At 66.0% G+C, this 26,849-nt stretch carries 29 protein-coding genes; 13 read left to right on the top strand and 16 right to left on the bottom strand.

What is annotated here, in order from left to right:
- Position 1: 1 nt before the first annotated feature.
- The gene (locus tag KEG38_RS41825; protein WP_272426221.1) at positions 2-646 is read right to left on the bottom strand and encodes a hypothetical protein; all 645 of its coding nucleotides are present in this window, start codon (positions 644-646) and stop codon (positions 2-4) included.
- Between KEG38_RS41825 and KEG38_RS56380 the strand changes: the two genes are divergently transcribed.
- Entirely contained in the window at positions 600-1,157 is a 558-nt protein-coding gene (locus KEG38_RS56380) for a DUF7478 domain-containing protein (RefSeq protein WP_443689968.1), read from the top strand. The genes KEG38_RS41825 and KEG38_RS56380 overlap by 47 nt on opposite strands.
- A gap of 55 nt (positions 1,158-1,212) precedes the next feature.
- Here KEG38_RS56380 and KEG38_RS41820 read toward each other — a convergent pair whose 3' ends face one another.
- Positions 1,213-2,016, bottom strand: coding sequence for a TetR/AcrR family transcriptional regulator (locus KEG38_RS41820; protein ID WP_272426220.1), 804 nt, complete (start codon positions 2,014-2,016; stop codon positions 1,213-1,215).
- 67 nt (positions 2,017-2,083) lie between these two features.
- On the opposite strand from KEG38_RS41820, the gene KEG38_RS41815 reads away from it, so the two are divergent.
- Positions 2,084-2,779: a DUF2306 domain-containing protein gene (locus KEG38_RS41815; protein WP_272426218.1), complete on the top strand. Its 696-nt coding sequence runs from the start codon at positions 2,084-2,086 to the stop codon at positions 2,777-2,779.
- Between the two features lie 62 nt (positions 2,780-2,841).
- Here the strand turns inward: KEG38_RS41815 and KEG38_RS41810 are convergent, their stop codons facing one another.
- From KEG38_RS41810 to KEG38_RS41800, 3 genes are all read right to left on the bottom strand, one after another.
- Positions 2,842-3,609, bottom strand: a complete 768-nt coding sequence (locus tag KEG38_RS41810; RefSeq protein WP_372518231.1) for an alpha/beta hydrolase — start codon at positions 3,607-3,609, stop codon at positions 2,842-2,844.
- A 611-nt stretch (positions 3,610-4,220) separates the two neighbouring features.
- The gene (locus KEG38_RS41805; RefSeq protein WP_272426216.1) at positions 4,221-5,633 is read right to left on the bottom strand and encodes an RICIN domain-containing protein; all 1,413 of its coding nucleotides are present in this window, start codon (positions 5,631-5,633) and stop codon (positions 4,221-4,223) included.
- Positions 5,634-6,162: 529 nt separating this feature from the next.
- Complete coding sequence (locus KEG38_RS41800; protein WP_272426215.1) at positions 6,163-6,354, bottom strand: hypothetical protein; 192 nt, start codon at positions 6,352-6,354, stop codon at positions 6,163-6,165.
- Between the two features lie 391 nt (positions 6,355-6,745).
- Between KEG38_RS41800 and KEG38_RS41795 the strand changes: the two genes are divergently transcribed.
- Positions 6,746-7,603: an NAD(P)H-binding protein gene (locus KEG38_RS41795; RefSeq protein ID WP_308216896.1), complete on the top strand. Its 858-nt coding sequence runs from the start codon at positions 6,746-6,748 to the stop codon at positions 7,601-7,603.
- 44 nt (positions 7,604-7,647) lie between these two features.
- On the opposite strand, the gene KEG38_RS41790 is transcribed toward KEG38_RS41795, so the two are convergent.
- Together KEG38_RS41790 and KEG38_RS41785 are read right to left on the bottom strand one after the other, a co-directional pair.
- Positions 7,648-8,253, bottom strand: a complete 606-nt coding sequence (locus KEG38_RS41790) for a hypothetical protein (RefSeq protein WP_272426214.1) — start codon at positions 8,251-8,253, stop codon at positions 7,648-7,650.
- Between the two features lie 78 nt (positions 8,254-8,331).
- Entirely contained in the window at positions 8,332-9,891 is a 1,560-nt protein-coding gene (locus tag KEG38_RS41785; RefSeq protein ID WP_272426212.1) for a hypothetical protein, read from the bottom strand.
- Between the two features lie 311 nt (positions 9,892-10,202).
- On the opposite strand from KEG38_RS41785, the gene KEG38_RS41780 reads away from it, so the two are divergent.
- Positions 10,203-10,451 (top strand): hypothetical protein, encoded by a 249-nt coding sequence (locus tag KEG38_RS41780; protein ID WP_272426211.1) that lies wholly within the window; start codon positions 10,203-10,205, stop codon positions 10,449-10,451.
- Positions 10,452-10,558: 107 nt separating this feature from the next.
- On the opposite strand, the gene KEG38_RS41775 is transcribed toward KEG38_RS41780, so the two are convergent.
- Both KEG38_RS41775 and KEG38_RS41770 read right to left on the bottom strand, forming a co-directional pair.
- Positions 10,559-11,842 carry a hypothetical protein gene (locus KEG38_RS41775; RefSeq protein WP_272426210.1) on the bottom strand — a complete coding sequence of 428 codons (1,284 nt, stop codon included), beginning with the start codon at positions 11,840-11,842 and terminating at the stop codon, positions 10,559-10,561.
- Between the two features lie 250 nt (positions 11,843-12,092).
- Entirely contained in the window at positions 12,093-14,057 is a 1,965-nt protein-coding gene (locus tag KEG38_RS41770; protein WP_272426208.1) for a c-type cytochrome, read from the bottom strand.
- A gap of 274 nt (positions 14,058-14,331) precedes the next feature.
- Between KEG38_RS41770 and KEG38_RS41765 the strand changes: the two genes are divergently transcribed.
- The 4 genes from KEG38_RS41765 to KEG38_RS41750 all read left to right on the top strand — a co-directional run bounded on the left by KEG38_RS41765 (position 14,332) and on the right by KEG38_RS41750 (position 16,871).
- Complete coding sequence (locus tag KEG38_RS41765; RefSeq protein WP_272426206.1) at positions 14,332-15,174, top strand: hypothetical protein; 843 nt, start codon at positions 14,332-14,334, stop codon at positions 15,172-15,174.
- Positions 15,175-15,178: 4 nt separating this feature from the next.
- Positions 15,179-15,670, top strand: coding sequence for an HIT family protein (locus KEG38_RS41760; RefSeq protein ID WP_272426204.1), 492 nt, complete (start codon positions 15,179-15,181; stop codon positions 15,668-15,670).
- Positions 15,671-15,823: 153 nt separating this feature from the next.
- Complete coding sequence (locus KEG38_RS41755) at positions 15,824-16,081, top strand: hypothetical protein (RefSeq protein WP_272426202.1); 258 nt, start codon at positions 15,824-15,826, stop codon at positions 16,079-16,081.
- A gap of 121 nt (positions 16,082-16,202) precedes the next feature.
- A complete protein-coding gene (locus KEG38_RS41750; RefSeq protein WP_272426201.1) occupies positions 16,203-16,871 on the top strand; it encodes an acetoacetate decarboxylase family protein in 669 nt (222 codons plus the stop codon).
- A gap of 52 nt (positions 16,872-16,923) precedes the next feature.
- On the opposite strand, the gene KEG38_RS41745 is transcribed toward KEG38_RS41750, so the two are convergent.
- Positions 16,924-17,685, bottom strand: coding sequence for a hypothetical protein (locus tag KEG38_RS41745; RefSeq protein ID WP_272426198.1), 762 nt, complete (start codon positions 17,683-17,685; stop codon positions 16,924-16,926).
- A gap of 307 nt (positions 17,686-17,992) precedes the next feature.
- On the opposite strand from KEG38_RS41745, the gene KEG38_RS41740 reads away from it, so the two are divergent.
- Positions 17,993-18,487 (top strand): GNAT family N-acetyltransferase, encoded by a 495-nt coding sequence (locus KEG38_RS41740; RefSeq protein WP_272426197.1) that lies wholly within the window; start codon positions 17,993-17,995, stop codon positions 18,485-18,487.
- Here KEG38_RS41740 and KEG38_RS41735 read toward each other — a convergent pair.
- The 6 genes from KEG38_RS41735 to KEG38_RS41710 form a co-directional block, all read right to left on the bottom strand.
- Positions 18,457-19,104, bottom strand: coding sequence for a CAP domain-containing protein (locus KEG38_RS41735; protein ID WP_272426195.1), 648 nt, complete (start codon positions 19,102-19,104; stop codon positions 18,457-18,459). The two genes, KEG38_RS41740 and KEG38_RS41735, sit on opposite strands and share 31 nt — an antisense overlap.
- A 45-nt stretch (positions 19,105-19,149) precedes the next feature.
- A complete protein-coding gene (locus KEG38_RS41730) occupies positions 19,150-19,809 on the bottom strand; it encodes a metallophosphatase domain-containing protein (protein WP_272426193.1) in 660 nt (219 codons plus the stop codon).
- 693 nt (positions 19,810-20,502) lie between these two features.
- A complete protein-coding gene (locus tag KEG38_RS41725; protein ID WP_272426191.1) occupies positions 20,503-20,904 on the bottom strand; it encodes a hypothetical protein in 402 nt (133 codons plus the stop codon).
- Between the two features lie 282 nt (positions 20,905-21,186).
- Positions 21,187-22,548, bottom strand: coding sequence for a serpin family protein (locus tag KEG38_RS41720; protein ID WP_272426190.1), 1,362 nt, complete (start codon positions 22,546-22,548; stop codon positions 21,187-21,189).
- A gap of 162 nt (positions 22,549-22,710) precedes the next feature.
- Entirely contained in the window at positions 22,711-23,916 is a 1,206-nt protein-coding gene (locus tag KEG38_RS41715) for a radical SAM protein (RefSeq protein WP_272426188.1), read from the bottom strand.
- 118 nt (positions 23,917-24,034) lie between these two features.
- Complete coding sequence (locus KEG38_RS41710; protein WP_272426187.1) at positions 24,035-24,298, bottom strand: hypothetical protein; 264 nt, start codon at positions 24,296-24,298, stop codon at positions 24,035-24,037.
- Between the two features lie 360 nt (positions 24,299-24,658).
- Between KEG38_RS41710 and KEG38_RS41705 the strand changes: the two genes are divergently transcribed.
- The 4 genes from KEG38_RS41705 to KEG38_RS56205 all read left to right on the top strand — a co-directional run.
- Positions 24,659-24,880 (top strand): hypothetical protein, encoded by a 222-nt coding sequence (locus KEG38_RS41705; protein ID WP_272426186.1) that lies wholly within the window; start codon positions 24,659-24,661, stop codon positions 24,878-24,880.
- A 96-nt stretch (positions 24,881-24,976) separates the two neighbouring features.
- Positions 24,977-25,636 (top strand): tyrosine-type recombinase/integrase, encoded by a 660-nt coding sequence (locus KEG38_RS41700; RefSeq protein ID WP_272426185.1) that lies wholly within the window; start codon positions 24,977-24,979, stop codon positions 25,634-25,636.
- 301 nt (positions 25,637-25,937) lie between these two features.
- On the top strand, positions 25,938-26,213 hold the full coding sequence (locus tag KEG38_RS41695) for a hypothetical protein (protein WP_272426183.1): 276 nt from the start codon (positions 25,938-25,940) through the stop codon (positions 26,211-26,213).
- Positions 26,214-26,648: 435 nt separating this feature from the next.
- A partial coding sequence (locus tag KEG38_RS56205; protein ID WP_372518229.1) for a helix-turn-helix domain-containing protein occupies positions 26,649-26,849 on the top strand: 201 nt, incomplete at its 3' end.

Here is a 26,849-nt window from a genome sequence, read left to right as displayed (position 1 = left end):
ATTATGCCGGGGAATGGGGGAGGATCTGGTAGTGTCCGTGGATCGGTTCGGGGCGATGAAGATTCACGGGGACAAGGGTATCGCGGGGACGGACGATTCGCGCTTGGTTGACGCTCCTTCGAGCGTGCGACACGCTCGGAGTGATGCGCGACACGGGAAACCTCGCTCGATCGGAATTCTGTCTCTTCGCGACTTGTCTTGTGCTGGTCACCAATGTATCGGTCGGATGCTCGAGTGACACGGGCGCGGGAAGCAGCAAATCGACGAGCGCCGTTTCCCCGGACGCAGGGGGCGGCTCGTCGAGCAGCAGCAGCAGCAGCTCGGCGTCGAGCGGCGGCACCGGTGGATCCGGCTCGGGCAGCAGCAGCAGCAGTTCGGCGTCGAGCGGCGGCACCGGTGGATCCGGCTCGGGCAGCAGCAGCTCGGCGTCGAGCGGCGCCGGTGGATTCAGCTCGGGCAGCAGCAGCAGCAGCTCGACGTCGAGCGGCGCCGGTGGATTCGGCTCGGGCAGCAGCGTCAGCAGCTCGGCGTCGAGCGGCGCCGGTGGATTCAGCTCGGGCAGCAGCAGTGGCTCCGGCGGCTCCGGCAGCGGAGGGCCGGTGAAATCTTGCCGTAAGGCATGCAGCTCCGCGGCCGACTGCACCAAGAGCAGCGTCCCGATCTACAACGCAGACAATTACGATTGTGTCGCGGGCGCATGCGAATACAAGGGATGCAACTCGTCGGAAGAATGCACCGAACAATTCAAAACCACGTCGGTGTGCGCGCCGAATCCAGCCCCGTACACCGGCACCAGATGCTACTTCCCGTGTACCACGGTCAACGACTGCTTCCATCCGGGTGCCCCTGCGACCAAGGACGCCGACAACTTCGCCTGCGTCGATGGTCTGTGTAGAGACCTGGGCTGTGGTTCCACCCAGGAATGCATCGATTCCCTCAAGGATCCCAACCTGGTGTGCACGCAGCTCCCCGACGTTCCCCTCAAGACATGCGTACACACGTGCAGCGTCGCAGCCGATTGCGCCCCCGCGGGGGCGCCGCCGACCCTCGACGAAGACAACTTCGTTTGCATGAATGGTCTGTGCAAGGGCACGGGTTGCAATTCGGATCAAGAATGCAATGCCACAGGGGCCCCTACGCCCTATGTATGCCGATGACGCCCTGAGCCCCGCCTCGGGGGCCGCCGAGCCCGCCCATCGATAACACCGGCGTTCAGGAGCTCGACGAGCAGGGGCCTTGCCTACGAACGGCTTGAACGGCAAAGGTGATGCCGTCGAGGATGCGCTCCAGCCCGAACGTGAACTGCGCATCGTCGACCGCCGCCGCATCGCTCGTCGCCGCCGCCACGAGGGCGCTCATCGCCGGGAAACGTTGCGCGTCGATCAGCCCGCCCAGCGTGCGCCAATACGACGCGGAGGCTTCGGCGGCGCCGGTGCCGCTGCGGCGTTCCGCCTCGCGGAGGTCCCCTTCCAGCATCGCCTCGTGCCGCACCCAGCCGTTGACCAGCGCGAGCGAGTCCAGCTTGGCCATCTCGGGCAGACCTGTTCCGCTCAGGCTGCTCATGCCGCGTTCGAACCACACCACCTGGTTCGGCGTGATCGGCGGGCCGCCCAGCGGAATGCGCACCACCCAGGGATGCTTGCGCAGCACGGCCAGGTGCTGCCGCGCCCATCGTTCCACCGCCGCTCGCCATGGTTCCTCGGGCGCGGGCGGCGGGGGATGCTCGCAAAACGCGGCATCCATCATCAGCATCAACAGCTCTTCTTTGGACTCGACGTAGCGGTAGAGCGCCATCGTCCCGGCGCCCAAGACCGTCGCCACACGGCTCATCGAGACCGCGCTCAAGCCTTCCGTTTCCGCCACCTGGACGGCAGCCGCGACGATCCGCTCCAGACTCAGCCCCGGCTTGGGTCCCTTGCCCGGACGGTCCTTCACGCCCCACGCCGTCGCCAGGCCCAGCGACAAGCCCTGCCGTCCCTCGTCTCCCGCCGCTTTCCCCTTCTCGCTTGACCGCATCGTGCTTCTGCGTATACCTCACACAGTAAAGCGTATGTCGTACGCAGTAAGCCGTGAGGGATGAAAAATGGTCGCAACTCCGTGGTGGCGGCGCCCGTGGCTGGCGCTGCTCGGATCGGTCGCCGTGGTGTTCGTCGCGTTCTCGCTGCTGCCGTATCTGTCGCTCGATCCGGCCCGCTCCCGGGTCCCCGTCCCGGCTAGCCTGCGCTGGTATTACCCGCTGCTGGTCGTCCACATCGTGTGCGGGGCGATCGCCATGCTCAGCGGCTGCGTGCAGATCTGGCCGTGGTTTCGGCAGCGCTTTCCGCGGGCGCACCGGCGCCTGGGGCGGCTCTACGTCTTCGGTGGCGTGCTCCCCGCCGGGCTGATCGGTCTGGTGATCGGCGCGCTCAGCCCCTTCGGGCCCGTCCTCCGCGTGAGCAATGTACTGCTCGCCCTGCTTTGGCTGACCTTCACCGTCACCGGCTATCGGAGTGCGCGACAGCAGCGGATGGCGGAGCACCGCAAATGGATGATTCGCAGCTTTGCACTCGTCATGTCCGTGATCACCAATCGGATCTGGGGCGTGGTCGCGGGGATCGCTCTGATGCCGCAACTGCACACCACGTTCGCTGGCAATGAAGAGCTACTGCGACAGGCCATTGCCGGCATCGCTGGCTGGCTCGGCTGGACGCTGCCGCTGCTGTTGACCCAGGGGTGGCTCGAGCATCGTGCCCCGACCGAGCACACGAGAGCCAGCCCAGCGCTGCCCATCGCGGGCTGAACCGATGCCCGATCGTTGTGGGCAGCGCTCACGGCCCTGGAGCCCGGCGAGGTTGCTTCGTCTCAGTTGCAAGCAGGGATTCGCGCGGACAGCCAATCAACGATGACAGCATTCGTCTCCGGCGCGTTCGGATGGAGCATGAACGAGTGCCCGGCGTCGGGGACGACGTAAAGCTCCTTGTCCCCCGACAACGCGAAGAGGGCCAGCTCCAGCTCGCCCACGGGCACCCCCAAAACGTCCGGGGGGAAGAGAATGTCCTGCTCCGCGAGCACCAGCAACACAGGCGCGGTGATGGTGGCCATGATCAGCCGCGAGGGCTGGGAGCTGATGGTGAGGATCTCGCCCGAGGGGGTGAGCTCGGCCATCGCCGTGTCGAGGGCAATAACGTCCGGATCCGCTACGGAGACATTGTACATGTACTCGGTCCGTTGCTCCGGCGTCCCACCGAAGTACTCCCGGTCGGACAAAGCGGCGCGCACGGTGTCCCCGGTGGTGAAGTCCGTCAAAATGCGTGGCGTGGGAACGTGCGTGTACCCCGTGGCGATGAGCACGTCGATACCGCCGAAGAGGCCGGCCGTCAGCTCGGCGATCTCGGTGCCTGCCGAATGGCCCACAAGCCCCACCCGCGAGAATGCAATGGGCAAGGACGGCAAGGGCGTCTGGTACAGACCGGTCCGGAGCTGCGTTACGATTTGCGACGTCATCGCCGCGTAGGACTCCACCGTGAGGGTGTAGCCATTGGCGTGATCCGACGCGCCATAGCCCAACTTGTCGATGGCGATCGCCGGGAAGCCTTGGGACGCCAGGGCGCGCAACCGAGTAGGTGTCAGGCTCGAGTGGGAAGTCCCAAGCCTAGGCGCCGTACGAGAGTCCCGGGATGAGGAGCATCACCGACTTACGACACAGGGGGCGTTGGCGGGGAGATAAAGCGTGCCCTGCACCGTCCGGAGCGCACCGAGCTCCAGTGGATTCGTAACGGTGAAAGCCACGGACCGTACGGTCACCGAGGGGGTGGCAAGCGCAGGTACCGGGGCGGCAGTCAGCAGGATCAAGGATATGATGAGGACGAGGATGCGCATGACGAGCCTCCTGATAGATAGGAAACGATCTGGACGGATCGAACGACGACGCGGTCGAGTCCGCGCGCGCGGGCGAGGCCAGGACGAGGGCCGCTCGTGTGGCGAAGACGTCCAGGCTCGCACCGTGCCATCAAGAGACTAATCGATCCGCCGAAGGCCGAAAAGGGCGTCGCGAGGGGGCAGGGCGCAACGCGCCTAACGAGTCCGGTATCCGCCGGGGCCGGCTCGTAGGTCGTGGCTCACGCGTCGGCTCGGAGGGGGCAATTCTGCCATGAGGGCTGAGGGGACACGGACAAACCCCAGGAGGGGAAGGGACAAACGTATCCCCTCGGAGCCGCATTGCGTGCGATGGGATGGAGGCTTTACAACCGGGTCACCGACCAGCGCTGGCCGGGGCTGCCGTTCCAGGCGCGCTGGACCAGCGGGGTGCCGTTCGTCGACCCGCCGTCCTGCACATCGAGCACCTTGCCGCTGTTTTTGCTCTGCAGGCGGCAGGTTCCATCCCCGTTGGCGATGAGCTGCCACAGTTGATTGCCGCTGCCGAACCACTGCCACTGGATGAGCGGGGCGCCATCGGCCAGCGAGCCGCCGGAGACATCGAGAACCAGACCGCTGTGCTCCGCGGTGAGCTTGAAGCACCCGCCGCCCACGTAGCTCAGCAGCCAGCGCTGGTTGGCACCGTTGCCGTACGGCCATTGAATGATCGTGGTCCCGGCCGCCCTGGCGCCGCCGTTGACGTCGAGCGCCTTGCCGTGCTGGTTGATGAGCTTGTACGTGCCGTCGGCCGGCTGGGTCACCTGATTCGGGGTCTCCTGCGTGATCGTGTAGTGGGCGTTGTAGAATGCGATCTGGTTGTAGGTGCCGTTCTTGATGACCTCCTGCGTCACTCCGTCTTCGTAGGTCACGTCGTAGACCGCGCGGAATGGCACGTCGATCGTCGAGCTCTGCACGAGAATGTTGGCTTGCACCGCCGAACGCGGCGGTACCTTGACGGGCGCGCTTACCTTGATCTCCTCGCTGGTCTCGTGCGACCGGCCGAAGGTGATGGTGGTCGTCACCTTGGCGCCGAGGGTCACCTTGGAGCTGACCGCCAGCGGAGCTCCGACCTGGATCTCGTACTGGGCGCTCAGCTCCAGCCCCGCCGATGCGCTATAGGTTTCGGTCTTCGTCGACGATGTCGTGTACTCGAAGAGCTGCTCCTGCTCCTGGTCGGAGTTGTTCACGATGCGCGTGTTATAGAGCACGGTCGGTGGCTGCTCGACCAGCTGACTCGCGTCCAGCATGAATTCGATGCGCTTCAGCTTGATCTGCCGGTTCGAGCTGAAAAAGCGCCACAGCTCGTTGTCGGAGCCGCCGTCCCAGTGCCACGAGACGGTCCGGGAGCCGCTGGTGTACGGACCGTCTCCGAAGATATTGACCTTTTGCTCCCACTCCTGCACCGACACCAGGGCGTTGTACTGCCCTTCCACGTGGTCGTGCTGCCAGACCGCGAGATCGTCGCTCGGGATCCGGCCCACGGGCACCAGCACGAGCGCCGCGCCGTTATCCGCCGAGGCCCGCGCCAGGCAGGTACCGCGCGCCTTGTTCACCAGCGCGAACACGGCGGTGTCGTCGGCCCGACGCAGCCGCTTTTCCCACATCTGCTTCTCGTCCTGGTAGTCGAGCGTCGCCACCACGACATCCGCGCCCCCCGAGGACGACGCGCTCAGCACCAACGCAGCGTTGCCCGGACCCCGGGCCTTCGAAATGATGAAAAAGTATTCCACTTCAGGCATACCTTTACTCCTTTCAAGTGAATCGCTCGTCGGGACTCCGCGGATTTGGTCGGAGCCCTGAGCGCCACCATTCAGCATTGCGATTGGTAGTGTGTCAATACCGTATTCGTTCGCGCGCTCAGATGTTGCAATGCGATAATTTTGTACCTGACACTCGGCTCGGATCTGTGATGATTTGTGTTCCAAGTATACGACCGCAGATCTGCGCTGTAGAGCAGCAAAGGCAGGGTTTTCGGCACGCCGCCGACACGTTCGGAGCACGTGAACCGGCCGCTCGAGGAGCCCTCGGGGATTTTTTTGGAGCGGCGATACCGCATGAACAGCGCTTCCGGGTTTGTATTGGCTAGTCGTGGTAGACAAGACCAACGATGTGCCGATGTTGGCTGGTGCGCGGCAACTCGGAAAACGTGCTGCGGAGGGTTCGACGAGGAACGAATTGGCAGGGGTGCAGATTTCGACGCTCGCGGAAGGGCGCGCTAGACGGCCCATTTGCAGGCTCGCCAGAGCGCCCTCGTGCGTGGTTGATGCTTCAAGGGTTGGTCCGGGCGAGCCTCCGGCGGTTGGCGATCTGCCCGGGAGCGACGCCGTTGCGCGCACCACGAACCGCGCGGATGGGGCGCGCCGTGAGCGCCTGGATAAGGAGTGGGGTCAGGGCGGTCCGGAAGATGACGCGGCGCGGGAAGGCGTGTTGATCTTCGATATCGACGGAAAGATGGCGCAAGGGCCGATTCCGCCGGGACGCGAAGGGGCAGACGATGGCGGCGCTACTCGGGGGGACGCTGCTGCCGAGGTTCGGCGAGCCCCCGCGGGCGGCTTTCTTTCCGTCTGCGAAGGTCGGCTCACGCGACGGTCACCTCGCGCTGAACGAGCGAAGCAGACCGTGGGGGCAATACGGCCTCACGCAAGCCTTCGAGCGCGTGTGCGACCGCGCCGGGCTCGCGGGCTGGTCGATCTACGCGCTCCGGCACTACGCGATCACTTGGGACGAGGTGGGCCGTGAAAAAGGCTCGTGCTCGACGTCGGCGACGAGAGAGGATAAAATCCGGCCGTGCCCGGTACGGAGAGCCCATGACCGCTCCTGAAAGCCTGCGCTACCCCCGAGGGAAATTCCCGTGTTGTTGGTGACTGGCGCTTCGGGCAACGTGGGCAGCGCGGCGGTGCGGCTCCTCGCGAGCCGGCTTGGCGCGGGCGCCGTGGCAGGACTTGTGCGGGACCCGGCGCGCGCGGCCGCGCGTGTGCCCTCCGGTGTAGAGCTTCGCCGCGCCGATTACACCGATCGTGCGAGCCTCGACGAAGCCTTCGCAGGCGTGTCGGCCTTGCTGTTCGTCGCGAGCGACGGCGATGCACGTGACGTGATGAAGCAACACGAAAACGTCATCGACGCGATTGCGGCGTCAGCCATCGAGCAGGTGGTCTTCACCAGCATCGTCGACGTCGACGAGCACTCGCCGTTCTATTTCGCGCCGGTCTACCGGGACGCCGAGCAACGGCTGCGCGCCTGCGGCAAGCCATGGTCCATTCTTCGCTGCGGCATGTACTCCGACTTCCTGCTCTCGCACTGGCTTGAGCAAGCCCGCGACACGGGGCTCGTCGAGGTGCCGGCCGGACAAGCGCGCATTGCACCGATCTCGCGCGACGACGTGGCCACCGCGGCGGCGCTGGCGCTCGAATCGGGGGCCCATGAAGGCCAGGTCCTCGAACTCGGAGGCACCAAGGCATACACGCTCGATGAGATCACCGAGCTGGCAAGTATGGCCTTCGGCCGGCCCATGGCCTACCGGCCGATTTCCGCGACGGACTACCTGGCACGCTGCTGGGCCACGATGGAAGACCCGTGGCCGCATGCCTTCGCCAGCATGTTCGCGTCCGTGTCCCAAGGCCGGTTCGCTGCGACGAGTGCTGGGTTCGAGCAGATCACCGGGAGGCGCCCCGAAGAGCTTTCGGCTTTCCTCGAACGCCATGCAGCCTAGAATGGGCGGCGTACAGGAGCCCCGGGGATGGCTCCGTCGCGTTCTCAATGGTGTGTCTTTGTCGCGTCGGACGGGATATTCGGCTGGACCTTGAAGTGGCCAGGGTTTTCCTCGTCATCCACGAACGAGCTGCGATAGGCGAGGTTGAGGTGCATGTAACCATGCCCCTTCTCGGCCGGGGTGCTCATCTCGAAACCGAGGTGTGACCAGTATTCCTCGTCCTGATCAGATTCAACGGGTACGACCACCAGCTCGCATCCTTGTCCCAGCGTATCCGCGAGGTTTCGCACGACGGCGAGCTCGATGTTGCGGCCCTCGAAGGCGGGTTCGACGTGGACCTCGTCGATGTACAGCAAATCGCGCCCCATTCCTTCGGCGAGTTCGGGCTTGAACCAATCGGTCTTCTCGTCGAAGTAGATCGAGTAGAGCGCCTCCAGATCACCGCTATCGGCGTCGAGCACGTCGTGGAGGGATTCCTCGTTGTCGAGGACCTTCCCTACGTGGACAAGGGCGGCTCTCGCCTGGCCGATCGGCTTCTCGATCGGACCGGAATCGTCCTCGTCGAGGATGGCAATATGCAGCCACGTGACGAGGCCGAAGTCGACGTTGGACCGGCCGAGCGGGATCTCCGCAGAAACTCGGATGCGCATGGGGGTGTCGTCGTCCAGTTGGGCGCGGGCGTCAAGCCCCGAGCGGTCTGATCTACGCGCTCCGGCACGGGGAGTTCATTACTTCTTACATACCTTGGTCTTGCGAAGCTCGGCGAAGGCGGCCGAGAGGTCGTCCGCGTTCTTGCGGAGGGTATCGGGCGAGGCGTCGATCCTGCTCACGCCGCCGAGCGTCTTCGCGGGCGAGAGCCCGGCCGGCAATGCCGCTGTCGGGCAGCCCTCGCGGAATGTCGTCTCGGCGCTCACCACGAGATCGTCGACCATCTGATCGCCGGCGCTGGAGGCGTCCGGCCACTTGAAGGTCCCGGAGACGACCGTGCTTTTTCCGTCATGGATCTCGAACTGGATCGAGGTCTGGCCGCTGTGCCCCCAAGCGCTCATGCTGGACCCGAACAGGAAGGAATGGTCTGGCTCGGGCATCGGCACGCCCTCCGGAATCGGGAACGCTGCATAGGGCCGGGCGTCCTTGTCCAGTTTGTCCTTCAGCCATAACGCGAGCGCGAGGCGCCGGAGCGCGTCGACCGAGAGCGTCCCCACTTGCGTCTTCATGGAACCGGTGTCCCGCGTCGCGTCCGCATTCACGGCACCGCCGTTGTTGAGGACGAGCCCGCCGCACCGGGACGCGATGTAGGCGGTGCCCGTTTCCAGGTCATAGGCGCGGGCCTCGTCGCAGAAAGAATAATGTCCACGTCTCCCCCGCAGGACGAGCCAGCCTTTCGGCGACCGATACCGCGCCTCCGGCAGCGCCGGGAGCTCTGGGACGAGCCCGTTGACGCATGCCGCATAACTCGCAAGCCTCTCGGCAGGCGGCTCCTTGCTGACCGACTCCGCGCATGCCTCCTCGTTTTCGGGCCCGTCGTCCGCGGAGTGCTCTTTGCGCGCGCGCTCCTGGAGCAGGCCTACCCGCTCGAGCTCGCGCCCCACGTCCAGCGCCGTCCCCTGCGCGACCGGATCACACGCGGCGCCGAAGGAAGGGCACAGGATCGCGCGCATGGGGTCGGATGCCGGGAGGAGCTCCGGCGCGAGCATCCGAGGAATCGACGGCGCGAAGTGAATGGCATTGGCGTGCTGCAGAGCGTCCTTTAAAAAATCCTGCCCGCCCGAATTCCACCACTCCGCGACGGCCCAGGCGCGCGCGGCCTTGAGCTTCGTCGTGTCCAGCGAGCGCGCCAGCGCGCCATGCATGTAACAGGGCGAGTTGAAGAGTTTCGCGATGCGCCCGGTGACCGCGTCGGCAGCGGACGCGTCTGGCGGGAGCTTGCTCACGAGTCGAGCGATCTCCTTCGTCTCGTCCAGCGCGGCCTGCAGCTCGTCCTTCGTGCACCAGCCGAGCGTGGCCGCGTCCTTCGGCGGCTGCATCTGCACGTCGGCATCGTCGTCGGCGCTCGGGGCATCGCTCGCCGAGGGAGCGTCCGAGGTGGCGCTCGGGGCGGCGCTCGCCGAGGGAGCGCCCGAAGTGGCCGCGGAAGGCACGGGCACGACCGTGGGGCCATGCGCCGGAGCGGGAGGCGCCCCGGAGCACGCGGTGATCAGGCCGAGAATCGGAGCGAGCGCGGCGGGAAGCCACGCCCGCGTTCGCCGAGTGGACCAGAGCGGCAGCGTCGTCGAGGTCGAAGTCATATACGGTGTGCGTCCGACAGCCGCGCCCGCGGGAAGTTTCGCGGTGGGTCGGATGGATATTGCAAATAAAGACCGTGCTGGCGCGGCCCATCGAGCAACTTGTACAGGCTCGGGGGACGCGAGGGGCTCCCCATGCGGCGGCCAGCCGTATCCTTCCACCCAGTTTTGGGGACCCGCTTCCGGTCGACGTAGTCGCTGTGTCCGGTCGACGTCGTCATCGCGTGGAGCGACGTCGTCGGGCGGGGCGAGGTCGTCGTCGCGCGGGTCGTCGTCCTCGTCGAGCCGATCCTCGTCATCGCTCGGCCTGGCGGATGGCCTCGTGGAGCCGGTCGTCGTCGTCGTGGGGCCGGTCGACGACATCGTCGGGCCCGGCCGACGGCATCGTCGAGCTGGTCGACGTCCTCGTCGCGCTGGTGGTCGCCGTCGTCGAGCCGGCTGACGACATCGTCGAGCCGGCTGACGACATCGTCGGGCCCGGCCGACGACATCGTCAGGGAGGAGCCACGGCCGCCGGCGCTCTCACACTCCGGGAGGCCGGGACGATGTGCGGACGTGCGTAGCTTGCTCCCCGTTCTGGTAGTCCTTCTTGCCGCCTGTCACGCCGCCGGCGCCGCGAATTGCCCGGCGGCGACGCGCTCAACGATTTGATGCAAAATGCACGCGTTCGTTATTGGGCGCTGATGTGAAATCGGGCCCGGCCCGTCGCCTGGTCGAGGGCGACGAGCTTGCCCGGCGTGAACAAATAGAGGCTTTGTGTCGGGGCCGCGGGGTCCGCGGCGACGACGAGCGGGTGCCCCCAGACGTCCGGCTCCGTCGCGATCGTGGTCGTCCAGCGGACGTTGCGCTCGCCGTCGACGGCGACGAGGACCATACGGTACTGAAAGTAGGAGCGGCGCTCGATGGGGGCGAAGGAACCGGGGGGAGGCTTCGTCTCCGTGGTCCGCTGAGCGCTCTCGCTCACCGTCATGAAGAGGGAGCCTCCGGCCGCCTCGATGCCGAGCAGCTGGAGGGGGTCGAGGTCGTTCGACGGCTTGCCAAAGGAAAACGCCTTCCCGTCCAAGTAGACATTCGTGTAGTCGACACCGAAAGCGACGCCGGTAGGCGTCTCCCCCCAGAGCTTGCAGTGGTTCGATTTCGTGCGGCTCTTGTGGCGCGTCTGCATGCAGAAGTCGGGTACGCGATTGCCACGGGCCTGCTGGAGGGGGCTCGTCCGGTGGCCGTAGGGGGCCCCCAGGGTGCCGATCGGCGGCTTGCAGTCGGCGGGGCGATCCGTGCGGAGACCGTCGGTGGTACCCGCCTCGGTGATACGCAACCCGCCATCGCGACCGTCGGCCATGGCGATCCAGACGTCGCGGCCGACAGGACAGAAGCCGCCCGCCGGATAGACGGCGGGCAGCGAGGTGGGGAGGCGCCCCGAACTGCGAAGGGCGCCGGTCGCGACGTCGAACAGGGCCCAGTCGTGGTCGAAGGCGACGGTGAGCGTGCCGCCCGCGATGCCGAGCACGGGCACGTTGGGCTGGAACTCCATCGCGACCTTCGCATCGTTTTGGTTCCAGCCGTCCCCATGGCGGTAGTCCGCGAGCGGGGCGCCGGCGGTGATCGGTGTCTTCCAGCGGAGGGCACCGGTGGCGCCGTCGATGGCGACGACGGCCGGGGTCGCGCCTCCGTCGACGACGCCGTAGACGGTGCCGGATGGGCTCGCAAGGGGCACCGAGATCCAGCGCGCGGCGAAGGCGAGTGGGGGCACGGAGGCCTCCGGCAGCGTCCACGGATCGATGGTGAGGGTGCGTCCGAAGAGACTCCCGGACCCCGCGCGGAGGACCAGCACGCTGTACGCGCCGCCGGCTGCGACGAGGACAAGGGCGGCCACAAGAGCGATCGGGAAGCGCTTCCGCGCAGGAACAACCGGCTGGAGCGGCCGCATCGGCGTGAAGGGAGGTTGCGAAGTCACGCCGGAAAGCTAGCGCCTCTCGAACCATCCATCGAAGTGATTCGCGTGCTGCAGAGCGTCCTTTAGCAAGTCCTGCCCGCCCGAAGAAGCTCACGTGGCGACGCTTGGCGGCTCGCGTGCTGGCCGTCACTTTTGGGGCCCCCTGGAGCGGCCCGCGAAGGAGCGGCGACGGCCGTGTGCCATCCACCGCCACGGTGCCGGCGAATCGCCTACACGGTGACCGGCCGTCTCAGCATACGTGCTCGGTGTGTTACTCGAGCGAGCGGAGATAGGCGAGGAGGGCGAGCATGTCTTTTTCGCCGAGGTGGCGGGTCCTCCCCATTTGGCCTTCGGTTCGGACGAACATTTCGCGGAGCGTGGCGTAGCGGCCGTCGTGCATGTACGGGGCCGTGCCGCCGACGAAGCGGAGCGACGGCGTGTCGAACGTGCCGCCGGTGCCGACGTCGCGCTGCGAGCCGTCTCCCCGAAGACCGCCGTCTTGATGGCACATCGCGCAGCCGGCTTCGACCGAATCGAAGATCTGCCGCCCGCGGTTTTCTTCCGCGGTGCGCCGGCGAGCGGACAAATTCGTTCGCGCGCGCGTGGCGTATGTGGTGAGCGCGCGCAGGTCGGCGTCGTCGAGGGACCGCGCGCCGAGGCGATCGAGCGTCAATTTCAAGTGCGCCTCCACGGCTGGAGAATCCCCGACCCAGCCGAACGGAGCCGTGGCCGAGAGGCGGCCAGCGAGCATCGGCGTCTGCAGCGGTCCTTTGGGAGACGACCACGTGAGGCCGTCAGTGCGCCCATCCGGATGGCAGCTCGCGCAGGCGCGTCCGTCGGGCGCGAGGCTTCCGTGAAAGAGGCGGCGTCCTCGCTCCCAGTCGGGATCGAGCGGCGTGTCGCTGGCGACGGCGGTCGACGCGTCGGCGTCGTGGATCGATACGACCGCCTTCCCGGCGTCGGGTTGCGCGCCGGGCGATCCGAGCACGATCCGCGTGAGCTTCCGATCGAGGGCGGACCAGACCCACGCGTCGTGCGTGCGCGGATCGATCGCGATTGCGGAAGGACCCGAGGGCAGGTGCCACCGTCGAAGCTCCGAAGTCGCGAGCGGCGCGTCCGTGGCATCGATCTCGAGGAGCTGATCGATCCCCGCGCAGGCGACGAGAATCGAACCACGGGCTTCGTCGGCGGCCGCAGCGCGCGGCAGAAGGCACGGAGGCGTTTTCGGCGACGAGGCGCGCTCGACGCCGCTGCGGGGTTTGTCCGCAGGGAGGACTTCGCGACGTACGCGGAGCTTCGGCGGCGCGTCTTCCGAAGAATCGGCGAGGGCCACAAGGACGGGCTCGTTCGGAAAATACGGGCTCTCCAGCGAGCCATAACCCGACGACGGCACCGGATCACCGGGGTAGACGAGGACCATCGGCACGATCACGCCGTCTCCCGCACGTGCGAGGGCGAAGCCTTGTCCGGCGAAGCGCGGCTCGTCGCCGATCACGATGGAGGCGCTCTCGTCGAGGTGATGATCGCGAAAATCGAGGTGATGCTCGCGCGTCGGCAAACCGGGCGAGAGCGATACCGTCGTGACGATCGATCCAGCGGCATGCGCGATCACCAAGCGGCGTCCGTCCTTGGAGACGAGGACGGCACGCGCTTCGCGGGCGAGTGGTGTCGCTTCGACCTTCTCTCCAGACGGGAGCGCGTGGCGCGCGAGCTCGCGACCCCAGTTGGAAACGACGAAGAGCGCACGATCAGCGAGCGCGAGGGCGAGTGGTTCCTTCGCAGTCTGAATGCGCGCCCCCTCGGCGAGCGCGCATTCGGACCCATTCGCGCTGCACGTCAGGGTGAAGGACTGAACGAGGTCCGCGTCGCGGACCGCGATCCAGATCGTGCCGTCGTCGCCGACGAGGACGTGCCCCGGGACGCCTGCGAGCTTCGCCGAGGCGAGCTCGCGAACTTCGGGCAGCTTCATCACGCGGAGTTTCGCGTCGTCTTCATCCGCGAGGATCGCAACGGTCTCGTCGCCGATCCTTCCGAGCGCGAGCGCCGACGAGGATCGCTCCATTTCTCGCACGGGGGTGAGGCTCGTCCGCTTGGCGGCCTTTGCCGAGCTCGCGCTGACGTTCGCGCTCGGCGCCGACGGCGTCCCTGCTTCGACGCCCGGCGGATCGCGCCGTTCGCACGTCGTGGCGACGGCGAGACACACGACGATCGCGAAGGCGCGTGTTGCCCAGTGCATGAACGCTGCTGCTATAGTAGCGTTCCCCCTCGAGGTGTCACGGATGCCCTCCTCCAAAGAGCGCGGACGGCGGGTTCGAGGCCAACGCGCTCCGTCTTCCCTCGCGCTGGCAGCGCTGATCGCGGCGTGCGCGCGTCGCGATGCGTCCGTCGAACCGCCGCCCGATGCGTCTGCAGGGGCCAGAGCTTCCGCTGCGTCGGCTACGCCCTCGATCGAGCGACCCCCGGCGCGATCGCTCGATCGAAGCGTCGCCAGGAGCCTCGAAGAGGCGTCCGTGACCGATGCGTCGTACGCGCGTCGAACGCTCTGGTCTTGGACCTCGCGCGAGCAGGCGGCGACGCTCCGGCGCGACAAGCAGCTCTTGCTCGATACCCAGTTGCCCGAGGGACCGACGGCGTACGTCGAGCTCCTCGAACGGGTCGCGGCCGGCGGCGGTCCGAACGGCGACATGGCGCGCCTGCTCCTGCTTCACCCGAGCCTTCGCCTTCGACGTTATGCGTGGACGCGTCCTTGGCCCACGCGGCTCGGTCTCGCCGAGCGCGATTACGGCGATCAGCTCCTCCGCGTCGTCCTTTCGCCGAGGGCGATCGTCGCGCGCTTCGATCCGGCGCGTTCCGCTCCATTCGAGTTTCACGATCTCGACGGACGCGCCGTTTCGATCGGGCAGGTCCTCGCCGATCCATCTGTCCTCGCCGCCGTCTACCACGTGCATACGGAAAACGAGTCGCCGGTCGCCTACCGAGAATATGTCTTGTGCAACGAAGCCATGGTCACCGAGTGGTCGCTGGCGACGCCGGAGATCATTGCCGTGATCTCCGCGGACCACGCCCTCGCGCAGGCGCTCGCCGGGGCCGAGCTCGAGCCGGGGCCGTCGCGACCGCACTGGGCAAGCGGCGGCGGAGACGGTGCCGCCCTGTACGCGAGCGCCCTCGCGTTCGACAACGAGCGCTATCGCTCGACCGCCGATAACTTCCGCGCGCTTGCGGACGCGCTCGCACGCGCGGAACAGGTGGGGGCTCCGCTCGTCGTCGTGCCTTCGGCGAAATTCGCGTACGACGCGCAGGTTCCGGATGTCCGGATGCGGAAGCTCCCCAAGCGCGTCCCCGTCATGGTCTAGGCGTATGCCCCGTCTCGTCTCGCGCGCCGAAGCGCTCGATCGAATTCGTAACGAGACGGGCGACGTCGCATGCCTGATGTGCGCGATCCGCGATCGGCGCGCCGGCCCCGTCTTCGTCGTCCATGAAGACGATCGCCAGCTCGTCCTGTTGCCGCGCTACGTGCGCCGCTGGGGACAGCTCATGGTGATGCCGAAGCGGCATGCGGTGTCGTTCGGCGAGATCGACGATGAGACCTGGGCGGAGACGAACCGCCTCGTCCTCCATGCTGCGAGGGTCGTCGAGCGCGTCATGCGTCCGCGGCGATGTTATCTCGCCTCGACCGGGAGCGCCGCCGGCGAGATCACGCAGAGCTCGACGCACCTCCACGTCCACGTCATTCCCCTCCTCGAGCCCGACGACAAACCGGCCGACATCTTCAGCTGGTCGGCTGGCGTTTACATCGCCGACCACGAGGAATGGGAATGTCTCCGCGCCCGCTATGGGGAGGCGTGGTGAGGGATGGGGGCCGGCGAGGGGACTCGGCTCTGTGAGCGACCACGTCTCGCAATTTTGAGAATCAGGTTGGCGAACAGGCGATCACCGAGCCGGTTCGAGCTCTGATAGAGCGAATTTCATTCAATCGTCCCGGACAGGGATGAAGGAGCACCCATGAAACGACTGATCGCGATCGCCGCGCTGGCCCTTGCTGCTTGTTATGCCGAGGAAGACGTGGACCTCGACATCGATGACCCCACCATCGCGGAACAGGCTGAGACGTTGCCGCCCTGCACCGCGGCCAACGAGGGCGCCACGCACCTCATCACCACGAAGCCAGGCAACACGACGGTCACCAGCACCTACGAGTGCCAGTCCGGCACCTGGCAGCTGATCCGGCGCTGCACCGGCGGCACTTGCATCGACTTCTGAACTCCCGGATTCTGCGACGCCAGCGTCGTCAGGCGCTCGAACTCGCGGATCCGCACCCAGGCGATCCGAGACCGCCAAGCGCTTGACAACGGGCATCCTTTCTGCGCTTCTTTCCCTGGTCATGCCTCCGGCGTCCGATGTGCCTCGTGTTCCCGCCCCTTGGACACTCGGCGGAGATGCTTACGTGGTCATGCTCCGGCTGCCCCCGCGGCTGATCGAGGAGGGCAGCTTCGTGCCGGAGCCGCTCCGGGGGCGGGCCCAGGGCCGCACGGGCGCCTTGATGTTCGTCGATTATGCGACCTCGGACGTCGGTCCCTATCGCGAGCTCCTCTTCATCCCCTGCCGTTTCCGGATCGGCGGAGGGCTCTTCTGGTCCATCACGAAGATCTACGTCAGCTCCTGGGACAGCGTGGTGAACGGCCGACAGAACTGGGGAATCCCCAAGGACCGCGCCGATTTCGAGGTGACCCGCGAAGCAGGCCGGGAGCGCGTGCGGCTCCACGACGGCGACCACGTCTTCGCCGACCTCGTATTCGCGCCGCGGGGTTTGCGCCTGCCCGCCTCCAGCGTGCTCATGCCTGAGGCGCTCCGCACCCTCGTGCAAGTGGATGACGACCGAGCCTTTTATTATGCGCCCGAGGCTTCCTGCAAGGTGGAGCTCGCCCGTCTCGTCGAAGCCCGCGTCGATCCCGCGCGTTTTCCGGACGTATCGCAGGGCAAGGTCCTCTTCGCGGCGCGACTGTCGGACTTCACGCTGCGTTTTCCGATTGCGCGGGTGGAGCCGGTGTAGGCGCAAAGCATCACGCGAGTAGGTGGGCTCGCGTCCGGCGGGCCTTGGATGTTCAAGGCGCGACGGTGAGATTGTACGTGACGTCCAGTTCGAACGTCTGATCCGGCGAGAGCACGATCTTCCCGGTGAACTGGACCTCGTGTTCTCCGGCGGGGAGGGGCTTCAGCATGACCCAGTAGCCATCGGCGGCGGCAATCCGCTTCGAGCCCACCGGCACGTCGCAGGTATTTTCACGAATGGGGCCGCTGCAAATGGTGCCGAAGACATCCTCGGCCTGGTTCGGCGTGGGGTCGTCGAATGTGGCCGTGTGGGCGCGCCGGTCGTCGAGGTCCTTGATGGCATTGCCATCGATTTCGAGCGTCATCGTGACCTCGTAGTCGTTGAAGAACGACGACGCGTTGTCGTGGGCCACTGGCTCGGACGTCAACATTTCGCATGTCAGGTCGGGGTTGTCGACGTACTCCGGGCAGGCCCACGAGATGGAATTGACGATCGGGAAAAAGATGGCCTTTCCTGCGGGAACGGCACAAGCGCGCGTGGTCTGGCCGCCCACGTTGCCCGCCAGGAAAAACACGTCGCCCATCTGGTGCCCCTCGCAAGGCCCGTCCAGAATTGGATTCTCGGCCTTGGGGATCGCGAACGCCCATTGGAACCAGGCCTCGGCCCATTGCTCGTACGTCTTGCCGAAGGGCTGCTCTTCGACGCCGAAGAGGTAATCAGGTGGGGTCGGGGGCTCGGGGTCCTCCCCGGAGCACGCAAGCGCGACCATCGCGAAGAGGGGGAGCAGCGATGCGGAAAGAATGTTGGGTTTCATGGCGACTCCACTTCGGCGGCGACTCGCGCCTCGAATGGGTTGGTGTTCACGAGCTCTTTTTTTGCATTGCACGCCGCGTGCCAAGTTTGCCAGAGACGAATCGCATCGGCTCGAGGCGAGCCGCCCCTCGTCCAAGCGTAACGGCGCCGAAACAGCTGTCACGCGGGCGTGACAGCGAGGTGTTACGCCTGCGTGACGATCGAGCTCGCATTGCGATGGACGACGCCTTGACTCGCACGCGGCTCCCGTGCGACCGTCTCGACCTGCAAGCGAAGGCCAGCGGTCAAGGCCAGCACGAGAGGGAGTGATGAAGCTGCGTGACTATCGACCGGAGGATCGGGCGGCGTGCCTCGCCGCGTTCGACAGCAACATCCCGCGGTTCTTTTCGGTCGAGGAGCGCGAGCGATTCGGGCGCTTCCTCGACGACCTGCCGGGCCGTTATGCCGTGATCTGCGACGAGGGCGGCGCCGTGGTAGGGTGCGGAGGTCTCGCGCCCACGAGGGAGGACGCGCGCGTGGCGACGTTGACGTGGGGCCTCGTTCATTCGTCGTTGCACGGAAAAGGTTATGGGAAGGCGCTCACCGAGGGCCGGCTCGCCTGGCTCGCGGACATGCCCGAGATCGAGCTCGTGCGCATGGATACGAGCCACCTGACCGCGGATTTTTATGCACGGCGCGGCTTCCGGCTCCTGCGACGAATCGAAGATTTCTATCAGCCCGGGCTCCATCGGTGTGACATGGAGCTCGTCGTCCACCCCGGCACGCGCCGTCCTCACTCTCCCCCGAAGACGAGTGTCCAGTAGTGCGTGTACGTCGAGCCCTGTCGCGTTGCGTACCCGACGCCGATGTGGCGGAACTTCGGATTCATGATGTTCTTGCAATGCTGAGTGCTCGCCATCCATTGCTCCACGGCGCCTGCCGCTGTCGGTCGGCCCGATCCGATGTTTTCGCCCATCATCGTAGGATGTGAAAAACCCGCGGCCTGCGCTCGCTGTTCCACCGTGCGGCCTTCCGGTGTCACGTGATCGAAGTAATTGCGGGTCGACATGTCGAGGCTGTGGGCGCGGGCTGCTGCGCGCAGGGATGGGTGCAGCGCGAGCGCAGGAGCGGGGCCGAAGCGGCGGCCTCCGCAGGTCGCGGAGCCCGCGCGCCGAGCGTTCACCTCGTCGAGCACCTGCTTCTCCAACGCCGCCGACTCCGCCGGCCAGGACGAATCGGGGGCAGCCGCCGAAGGCGCGACCTGCGCAGGAGGCGAGGCCGATCCGGCTTGCGGAGACTGCGGGGCCGAGGTCCCCGCGGGCGGGGAAGTTGGCGGCGGAGGCGCTGGCTGCGCAGCCTGTACCGGCGGCGGAGGCGCAGCGCCGCTCGAGCAGCCCACGAGCAGAAAGGAACCGAGCATCAGAGGAACGAGCTGGCGCACGTGGATAGTATAGCGCACGGATGCCGGGGGGCGGGGAGTTCTTCCTCAGCGGCGCGCCTTCGGAACGTCGATCTCCATGACGACCTCGCCCGCTATATCGAGCACCGTCGGACGCCGCGCGCACTCCCAGGTTGTCACGTTCGCGAAGCAAGTGACGCCCTCTTGGCGAAAGACCCCTCCATCCTCATGGATATGACCGAAGATGTGGAGACGGGGCTTCACCTGACGAACACGCGCCATCAGATCGGCACAGCCATGCCGCTCCTCGGACCACGAGCGATCACCGATTCCGAACGGGGGCGAATGCGTGATCAGGACATCGATCCCCTCGGGAATGGCCGCCCATTTCTCCGCGAGCGCCTTGCCCCGCGGGAGATTGAACGCCCAGTCGTGGAACGCCGGCTGCCAGGGGCTGCCCCAGACGGTGATGCGATCGATACAGACCCCAGAATCCTCCAGGTAAACGACACCCTTGCCGAGCAGCGCGCGCGCTTCGCGCGGCTGGTGGACGAAGGCCCAGTCGTGGTTTCCTGCGACTACGATCTTGTATTGATGGGGCAGACTTCGGATCCACGCGGCGGCTTCGGCGAGCTCGTCGAGATCCCCGAACCGGCACAGGTCTCCCGCGTGAACGAACACGTCGCCTTGTGGGACCACGAGCTGCGTGTGATAGAGGTGTGTGTCTGCGACGGCAACGATCCGCATGGGTCCGAGGATAGCAGCATGGAGTGATGTGTGCAGTTGTTCGGTCTTGAACTGTCCGCCGGGCACGTTCTGATGCTCTGCAAGCTCGGCTGCGCCGGGCGGAGTTGGGGGCGGCGTCGTCGGGGAAGATGTCGATGGAGAACCACGTGACGAGGCCGGGGGACCTCGGAGATGTGAAGTCCATGTTTCGCGTAAGAATTCCGCCAAAAGGCCCCCAACTTCAAGGGCCGAGCGGCGTCTCGATCTCACCCGTGCTAGAAGATCCAGCCTCACGGCTGCTACTTTCGGCTGCACCAGGAGGAGGGCGGGCAACCGGCAACGTGCAGATGCACGGCTTGGGCACCCACGGCAACGTCCCTCGACCCGCCGGGCACTCACACTCGTACGCGGCCTCAATGCCGTGGACCCGCGCCCAGCAATTGCATTGAAGGGCTGAATGGGACACCGCGCCGCACGAGCAAATCGCCTCGACGTCGCGCTCGGCGACACCCTGCTGACGACCCACGTAACTCCGCAGCGCCTCCTCCGGAGACCCTCGCCCAGGGGAGCATGCAGGCATGAGCATGGTGAGGACGACTATCGTGAGCGCGATTTGTATTTTAATATCAATGGTTGTGCTCCTTGGTTTCATATTCAGGTCTCATGGATTCGCGCGACAGGGGGTCTGAGAGATTCCGGCTACGGACTGCACGCTCATAATGGCTGCAAGATGTCACGCAGTCGCTCGATACGCAGGCTCCGATCGGCCACGTCTCGCAACACCCGCGTGACGACGTCCGATGAAATGACGCGCTCGGGCACGACGACAACGACGTTGACATACCCAGACGGTGCCAATCGAGCGTAGGCTCCAGGCTTTCTCGGTGCCCCGTACGCTTCCGACTGGATCTGCACGAACCATACGTCGCCGTGCTCCCAGTACAAGTCTACCTTCGTACACGTGGACGCTTCGATGCCCAATCGAGCAAGCAACGCCACCTCGTCGGACATAGGATTGACCGCCCAGTAGCGACCAAGGCTGCCGAGCGCGAATACCGAGTTTGGGTCCGCCTCTGCTCTGGCGGCGAAGTCCTCGATGCGTTCTTTCTTATTCATTTGGTTCGGAGCCCTCGTTCTTCATCACCGTGCCAGACAAGGGCCGGTTCGCCCGCCAAGCCACTCCGCGGCGGTCGGAGCGCGGACATGCACGGCGAACTGGGCGGCTCCCTCGTTGTTGCCGGGCTCCGAATCGTTGATCCCGAGCAGGTAGGCCTCGGCTGCGCCGGGCGGGGTGAATTCGAACCCGAGCGGCGTCGAGTGGTCGATGTCGCGCTGGGAGGCATACGGGAGGATGGCGAGGGTGAAGCCTTGCGCGAGTGTGTCGGGGGACCGATTCCCTCACCGGCTCGACGGGTCCGCGACGCGGCCCATGAAGAGGATCATCCCGGTCTTCGTGTCGCGCAGGACGAAGAGGAAGGGGTGATCGGCGCGGAAGACCTTGGGCTTCGGCGGCAGGCCGCTGTCTCGCGCCATCACGACGGCCGTGGCCGCGGCGGCCTCGGTGCCCTTCTCGTCGAGCTCCACGAAGGCCTTGTGGAAGACTTCGCTGACGTAGAGCCGGTCGCGCGTTTTTTGCGGATTGGCAATGCCAGTAAAATCGGCACTGCGGATGTCGAACGCGAGCCGCATCCCGAGCGTCTCGAGCGTCTCGCGGAGCCGGATGGACGACGGGGGATTGACCTGGAACTTGGGCAGGGACACCGTCACGAGCTCGGGCGTCATGGCTTCGATGTAGCGGTCGAGCTCGGCGGCCGTGAGGGACTGCTCGAGCGCGGGGAGGCCATCGACCGCGTCGGGCAAGAGGAGCACCATCGACGTGTCTTTGCCCTCGTACGGCATCTCGAGCACCCGCACGCGGCCCTGCTCGGCGAAGCGGTAGACGCCCTCCCGGTTCATCGTGGGCACGTCCTTCTTGTCCGTGCTCGTCAGGTGAAATGGGCTCGGCCGCGTCTTCGAGACCTCGAACGGGCTGCCCCAGTTGGCCTTGAAGTAGACGGCATTGACGAGGGCGAGGCGCGTCGTTTCGTTGACGCCATTTGGCGGGATGAGGTCCTTGATGCGGTCCTGCGTCTGCTTTTGCGCCCAGCCATTGATGTGCTGCCGCGCCCGCTCGTAGTTCTTCACGAAATCGACGGGCTCGAGCGGCGCGCCGAAGGAGCGCTGCGTGGCGTCGAGAAAGGGCTTCTCGAAGGTATAGGTGATCTCTCCGAAGAGGCGGTTCGTGGTGCGCAGGATCGTGGGCCCCTTGCCCGTGTTCCAGCCCCGCTGGAGTTCGCCCGCCGAACGCATGATGTCGTCGGCGCTGGCATCGAAATGGAGGACGCGCTTCATTTCGGCCGCGGTCTCGCCGCGGGCACCACCGAAGGTCATTGCGAGGGCGAGGGTGATGCTGGCCGGCGAGACGGCGAGGTTGCCCGAATGAGCCGGCTGAGCACGCAGGACCCCCCAGAGGCTCGCGGCGAAGGCGTTGTTGCTTTGCACGATCGGCGCCCTGTCCGCGGGCGCGGGGGCGGGCGACGGGTCGTCAGGGGAGGGAGCGGAGGCAGGGGTGGTGGCGGGGCCGGGCGCTTCGGCCGCGGAGCTCGTGGAGGGGGGTGTAGCGGAGTTCGAGGCCGCGTTTGGCGCAGGGTTCGAGGCCGGGGGAGGAGCGCAGGCCGCGAGGGAGAGCGCCGCGAGCAGGGCGAGCATGGGGGCTTTCATGGGCGCAGGGTAACGCGACTGGATTGCGTGCTCCAGTTCGTTTCGTGGTGGTGGTGCTGATCCCGCTGCTCCCCGCGAGCCTACACGCGCCGAGTTCGTCGTCCCCCGGGCGCTCGCATTGCGGGGATGTATTCCGCGGGCACGCGGACGATTCGGCCAATCCTAGCCTGCGAACGAGAGCGCTTGCAGGGTGGGATCTTCGGTGGTGAGCCGCTCGGCCCGGAGCCGATCGAGGTCGGCTCGGGCCGGGTCGCCATAAAGCCCCGTCTCCCGCAGCCGCTTTTCGATGTGCTGGAGCAGCCCCCGCTCCACCGTGCAGAGCAGGATGTCTCCCACCCGCGGCGAGTCCGCGAAGGTCTCGACGTACTCCCCCTTGGTATAGCCGCTGCAAGCGCCGAAGTAGGGGCATTTCGTGCAGGAGGCCGCCATGCGCAGCTCCGAGGCCCGGAGCGATTTCTCCCGGTTCGCGGAGGCAAACAGCTCCCGGAGCGGCGTCGTGAAGATATTGCCGTAGCTATGGTCCGGATCGTAGGCCTCCGCGTCGGCGTACGCCTCGCCTCGCGTGTTCACCACCACCGCCGTCTCCCACGCGCGCCGGCTGTAGAAGGAGGACGGCATCCCCGGGGTGAGATACCGGATCACCGATCGCACGTGGTCGGTCACGGGCGCGATGGTGAGGTTCTTGTCGCTCTGGAGCCAGAGGTCGACGATGGTGCAGAACGCCTCGAGGGTTTCTTTCGCCGTGATCTCGTAACCGGCGTGCTGATCGGGGTATGCGCCCGCGAAGAGCGGCAGCAGGCGGAAGGACACGCCGAGCCGCTCGTAGAAACGGAAGATCGATTTGATGTGACCCGCGTTCTTGCGCGAAAGTACGGTGATCCCCCCGAACTTGACGCCCGCCTTCCGCAGGCGGTCGATGTTGGCGAGCACGCGATCCTGCGAGTCCTTTCCGGCGAGGTTGACCCGCAAGCCACCGAAGAGATCCAGGGACACGCCGACTCCATGGAAGCCCTCTTTGAGGAGACGGAGGCGCTCGTCGTCGAGCACGGTCAGGTTGGTCTGAACGGTATTTTCGACGCGGATCGGGCCGAAGATCTCGCGTTGCCGCGCGAACGTCGTCCAGTAGACCTCGGGGTCCGGGAGGAGCGGTTCGCCCCCGTGCCAGATGAATTTGACCGTGGTCGGCTCGTCCAGTGAGGCGTAGTAGTCCGCGATGTGCTCGTACATCCGGTCGAGCTGCTCGTGCGTCATCGTGGTCTTGTCCCCGAGCTCGGGGTACTCGTAACAATACGAGCAGCGCAGGTTGCAGAACTTCGAGACCTTGATGATGAATTGCACGGCGCGGGGCGTGGCTGGCTTCACTTGCATGGCTCCTCAGGTCGATTCAGGGGTCACCGGGATGGGGAGGTGCTCGGGGCTCGGCGCCCGCGGCCTGGTTGGCGTGTGTCTCGACAGACCATGGCCGCGAGCGCCCAGCATCAGAACGTCAATCCTGCACGGCCTTGACGGACGCGAGGAGTTCGGCGGAGGAGAGGTGCTCCGCGGAATCACCCGCTTCCAAGGAGGTCCAATCGACGGACTTCCACCATTTCTGGTGGCAGGCCTCGCTCCGCTCGGCACCCGCGAGATTGTTGAGCTTCGCGGCCACGGCCTTGCCCTGCACGAGCGGCGGGGCCTCGGCCGACGCGAGCGCCGAGGCGGACGCAGTCGCCTCCGGGAGCTGCGTCGAGAGCGAGAGAAGGTTATTCACGAACGCCCTGTCATCGTTCTGCATGTGAATCTCCAGTGGTTGTAAACGACCCGTTCTCCACCGGCCCCGCGCCCTCGCCGAAAGCTCCGCGGGAGGACGCCCGCGGCTGAATTTTCTCGGAAAAAGCAAGCAGACGCCGTACACCGACCTTCATGGGGACGGCGCGTGTAGGATTCGTGCAGCGCACGTGCCACGCCCGAGGCGCGAGGTCCCGGCTGCTTCGCGGATCGAGCGTCCGTCGGATTTCCGTTCAGGCGGGCGTCGCGCGCAAAAACAGCGCAATTCGAGCAAAATTGGCTCGAATTGCGCTTCCGGCGACGCTCGAACCTTGCAATGCGAACATCATGCCTACGCCGCGTCATGACGGGCCTGCGCCGCGTCCCGTCATGTACACGCGCAGCGCCGCTGGACCGGGCGGCGGCGCATCTCGGGCTCAACGCGGCGCAGCTCCGCAAGAGGCTCGAGCGCCGCGTCACGCGCGCGGCCGACGGCGGGACCGAGGCGATGGTCGACGGCGTGCGTGCGCGCAAGTTCGGGCGCCTGTGGCGCGTGACGTTCTCGGATGCGCGGGGCGTGCTGTGAGCGTCTGCATTGAAATGAGGGGACGGAAAGGAGGTGGGCCGTGGCGTTGCGTAAGGTGATGCGGCGAGGGGAGTCGCGGTTGTTCATCGATATCCGGTGCTGCGATTCGCTAAGGCGCGCGGGTACATCGCGCGGGTGCCGGAGGGGTTGCCGCGGCTCAAGCCGATCGGGCAGTGCATTCTGGAGATTCCGACGGGCGAGGAGGTCGACCGGATCCTCGCGGCGGCGAGCGCGTCGCAGCGGTTGGCGTTCGGGTTGATGGCGTATGCCGGGCTGCGGCCGAATGAGGTGCGGGGGCTACGGCGGCGGGATGTGCAGCTCCGGTGGGAGGGAGAGGCGGTCGCCGGCGGGTTCGTGAGCCTGCGGGAGGGGCGGTCGTTCGGGGAGACGCATACGCCGAAGACGGGGCAGCGGGAGGTGCCGGTGACGCCGGAGCTTGGGAGGTTGCTCGCGCCGGTGGAGGCGGGGGCGCGGGAGGAGCTCGTGGCGATGACGGTGCGGGGGAAGCCGTGGGGGCAGGCCGGGTTGGTGCAGGCGTTCGAGAGGGTGAGGGATCGGGTGGGGCTGGAGGGGTGGTCGGTGTATTGCCTGCGGCATTATGCGATCACGTCGTGGTTACGGGCCGGGATGCCGGTGCATGTGGTGCAGCAGATGGCGGGGCATAAGAATTGGGCGACGACGCAGCGGTATGTGCATCATCTGAAGGAGGATTTGGAGGAGGCGGGGAGGAGGATGGCAAGGGGAAGGGCCGGCTAGCAGCGTTTCAGCGTTCCCCCGAGAGAAACCTCCTGCGCGGCAGCTCGGGTAGGGTCTACCCTTCTTGTGTGCGTTCCGGTATGGTGGAGCCATGCCGACCCCCCCTCCCGTCGCAGAAAACAGTCCTGCTCCTTTAACCGATTCACCCGTGCCGACCGGTGATGCCAACGGCCAGCGACACGTGGAGGTTACACCGAGTGCACCCACAGTCCCTTCGACTTCTGAAAAGCGCGAAGTCATCCCAGAGGCTCCGTCGCCGGTGCCACCCTCGGGCCCCAAACAGACATCACACGAGGTCTCGATGGGATCCATAGAAAGTCTGCACCTGACTGCGGTCCTTCGGGATGTCACGAGACGAGTTGCCGCCATTGAAGATGCGCTCACCAAAAAGGTCGCTCCAGACACTAAGTCTGGCGCTTCGCTACTATTGGAATATCTCAAGGTGGTCTTCGGCGGGTGGCCAGCTCTCGGCTTCCTATTTCTTCTGCTGTTTTATACTCCTCTGCAAGCCGCATTGACATCCATTCCTGAAAGGTCCGAACCGCCGACGAAATTCATCTTGCTGGCGTCTCGCTGAAGTCTACAATCAAAAGTGTCGCGATAACGCAGGGAGTTGGCCCACTGGCCGACAAGCTCCCCCAGTTGTCTGGTGATGCAATAGGATTCCTCCTGCGAGCGCCCCGGGCTGAGCGAAGTCTGGTATCATTCACGGTGTCGCCAGACTCATCAAAATGGGCGGAGGTCCACTTCCCATCAGAGCGTTTTCTCAAAGCGCTGGCTCAATTGGAGGCTCTGGCGCTCGTGGAGCTTTTCGGCGGCTTTGGAAAGCGTGAGCGGCTCGATGGCGCGAAGCTGACTCAGCTCTCGGCAGACTTCAAGACCAAGCTGCCCGGTGTCGAGCAGTCAGTGCCAGGAAGCGACACTATCACGTGGAAGCTAGTGTCATGAGTTAGAAGAACGCGAACATTTTTTGGACGATCCCCTCCCTCAACACATGGAGGTGAGTGGGAAGATGCGACGTCGAACTGGCCGCCCACTCGAACCTCTGGTCCTGACCGCTGAAGAACGCGAGACCCTGGAGCGCTGGGCGCGCCGACCTAAGTCTCCGCAGGCGTTGGCGGACCGTGCGCGCATCGTGCTGGACTGTGCGGAGGGCAAGAGCAACGGTGAGATTGCCGCGTCGAATGGCGTCTCCCGACAAACGGTGAGCAAG

The sequence above is a fragment of the Polyangium jinanense genome (genome assembly GCF_028435265.1).
Taxonomy (GTDB): domain Bacteria; phylum Myxococcota_A; class Polyangia; order Polyangiales; family Polyangiaceae; genus Polyangium; species Polyangium jinanense.
Note: the sequence above shows the minus strand (reverse complement) of the source record. Positions and strands in the feature narration are given on the sequence as shown.